Source organism: Microbacterium umsixpiens (assembly GCF_053543675.1).
The window spans coordinates 23685-26158 of record NZ_JBLVOH010000087.1 but is presented as its reverse complement, the minus strand read 5'-3'; the positions used below and the strand labels follow the sequence as shown (position 1 = coordinate 26158).

Annotated in this window: 2 protein-coding genes; both read right to left on the bottom strand. The window is 69.7% G+C overall.

From position 1 onward, the window contains the following. The coding region (gene cysS, locus ACNPM4_RS08965) for a cysteine--tRNA ligase (RefSeq protein ID WP_448985440.1) at positions 1 to 1109 on the bottom strand (1109 nt) is incomplete at its 3' end. A 103-nt stretch (positions 1110 to 1212) separates the two neighbouring features. Next, complete coding sequence (ispD, locus tag ACNPM4_RS08960) at positions 1213 to 2436, bottom strand: 2-C-methyl-D-erythritol 4-phosphate cytidylyltransferase (protein ID WP_448985439.1); 1224 nt, start codon at positions 2434 to 2436, stop codon at positions 1213 to 1215. Between the last annotated feature and the right edge of the window lie 38 nt (positions 2437 to 2474).

The window sequence follows — 2474 nt, the reverse complement described above, 5'->3', positions numbered from 1 at the left end:
ACGGTCTCGTGCAGCACGGCGATCGCCTGAGGCACGCCGAGGTCGTCGTCCATCGCGAGGGCGAAAGCTTCGGGGACCTCGCCGATCCCTGCCTCGTCCGGCTCCCCGGGGAGGGTGCGGCGGACCCGCGAGATGAAGGTGCCGATACGGCCCAGCGCCGCTTCGGCCTCGGTCCACGACGACTCGCCGAGGTCGAGGCTCGAACGGTAGTGCGCTGCAGCGAGTGCGTAGCGCACCACCAGTGAGTCATGCGCGGCGAGAACATCGGCCGCCAGCGTGAAGTTGCCGAGCGACTTGGACATCTTCTGTCCGTCGACGGTCACGAGCCCGTTGTGCACCCAGTACCGGGCGAAGCCGTCGCCGGCGGCCGTCGACTGCGCGAGCTCGTTCTCATGATGCGGGAAGCGGAGGTCCAGCCCGCCGCCGTGGATGTCGAACTCGGCACCGAGGTACCGCTTCGACATCGCCGAGCACTCGATGTGCCACCCCGGCCGCCCCGCGCCCCACGGCGACACCCATGTCGCATCCGCCGGTTCCTCCGGCTTCGTGCCCTTCCAGAGGGCGAAGTCCTGCGGGTTCCGCTTACCGCGGGGGTCAGCATCCTCGGCCGCCTCCATGGCGTCGAGGGACTGATGCGTCAGCGAGCCGTACGCGGACCACGAGCGCACGTCGAAGTACACATCTCCGGAGCCGTCGGGAGCCGGATAGGCATGTCCGCGCTCGATCAGCAGCGCGATCAGCTCCTGCATCTGAGGAACGGATGCCGTGGCTCGCGGCTCGTACGTCGGAGGCAGGATTCCGACTCCGGCATATGCGGCGGTGAACTCTCTCTCCATTCGGTACGCAAGCGCCCACCACGGCTCGCCGTCCGTCGCGTTGGCGAGCACCTTGTCGTCGATGTCGGTGACGTTGCGCACGAAGGTGACCCGCCCGTACCGGTGCTCGAGCCAGCGACGCAGGAGATCGAAGCTCAGCGCCGCTCTGACGTGCCCGATGTGGGGCCCGGACTGCACGGTGGGTCCGCACACGTACATCGTGATGTTCTCGGGGTCGAGAGGCACGAAGTCACGCAGCAGCTGTGCGCGGGTGTCGTAGAGGCGGAGGGTCACCGGTCAAGCCTACTCGGGGACTGCTGAGCGCCCGCCCCGCGTGGACGATTCACGGAGGTTGTGACGTTCTGCCGATGGATCGGGGGGGGGGCTCAGGCGATCGTCACGTGCTGCGCGCAACGTCGGGCACGACCAGGGCGATCGCGGTCACCGCGATGCCCTCGCCGCGTCCGGAGAAGCCGAGACCGTCGGTCGTCGTGGCCGTGACCGACACCGGAGCATCCAGGATCGCGGACAGGAACGCCTCCGCCTCGTGACGTCGGGGGCTGAAGCGCGGCCGATTCCCCTGCAACTGCACGGACACGTTGCCGATCACGAATCCGGATTCGGCGAGCAGCTCACGCGTGCGAGCGAGGAAGACGTCGGCATGGGCGCCGGCGTACTCGGGGTGGGACGTGCCGAAGTGTTCGCCGATGTCGCCGAGGCCCGCCGCCCCCAGGAGCGCGTCGACCACCGCGTGGGCAACCGCATCACCGTCGGAGTGCCCGGAGAGCGGCTGCTCCCCCGGCCACTCGAGGCCGGCGAGCCAGAGGTTCCCGTCGCCGCCGAAGGCGTGGACGTCGGTGCCGATGCCGACGCGAGGGATACCCGGGATGTCCACCGCCGAGGTCGGGCGTGCCATCGCCGCCGATGCCTCCAGCAGGTGCCGCGCACGTTCCAGGTCACCGGGAGTAGTGATCTTGAAGGCGCGGCTGGAACCCTCGATATGCCGGATCCGGTGTCCGGCGGCGGCGAACAGAGCCGCATCGTCGGTGTACTCGATGCCGGCGGTCAGCGCTGCGTCATAGGCTGCTTCGAGCTCTGCACGGGGGAACCCCTGCGGTGTCTGCGCGGCAGCCAGCTCGGAACGGTCCACGGCCGAGACCACCGCGCCCCCCGCCACCTTCTTGAGCGTGTCGACAACGGGCAGCACGGGGATGACGCCCTCCCCCGGGACGACGGCCCGAGCGACCGCATCGATCTGCGCCGGAGGAGTCAGGGCGCGAGCCGCATCGTGCACGAGAACCGTCTTCACATCGCCCCACAGCGCGGCGAGACCTGCAGCGACGGACTGCTGCCTGGTCGCGCCACCGACCACGACACGGCCGAGGTCGCGTCGATCGCCTGCCGCCGCATCCAGCTCCGCCAGTGCGTCACCTTCGTATCCGGCCGGTGCGACGACGATGACCTGGGCGGGTTCCGCGGCGAAGACGCCGTCGAGCGCGTGGCGGAGGATCGAGTGCGCGTCGATTCCGACGAGGGCCTTCGGCGCCCCCGCATCCAGCCGGGTGCCGGAACCGGCGGCGACGACGATGATCGCGGTGTCGGGTACGGGAAGCAGAGTCACCGTCTCACGCTACCGCGTGGCGGGAACGACGAAGGGGG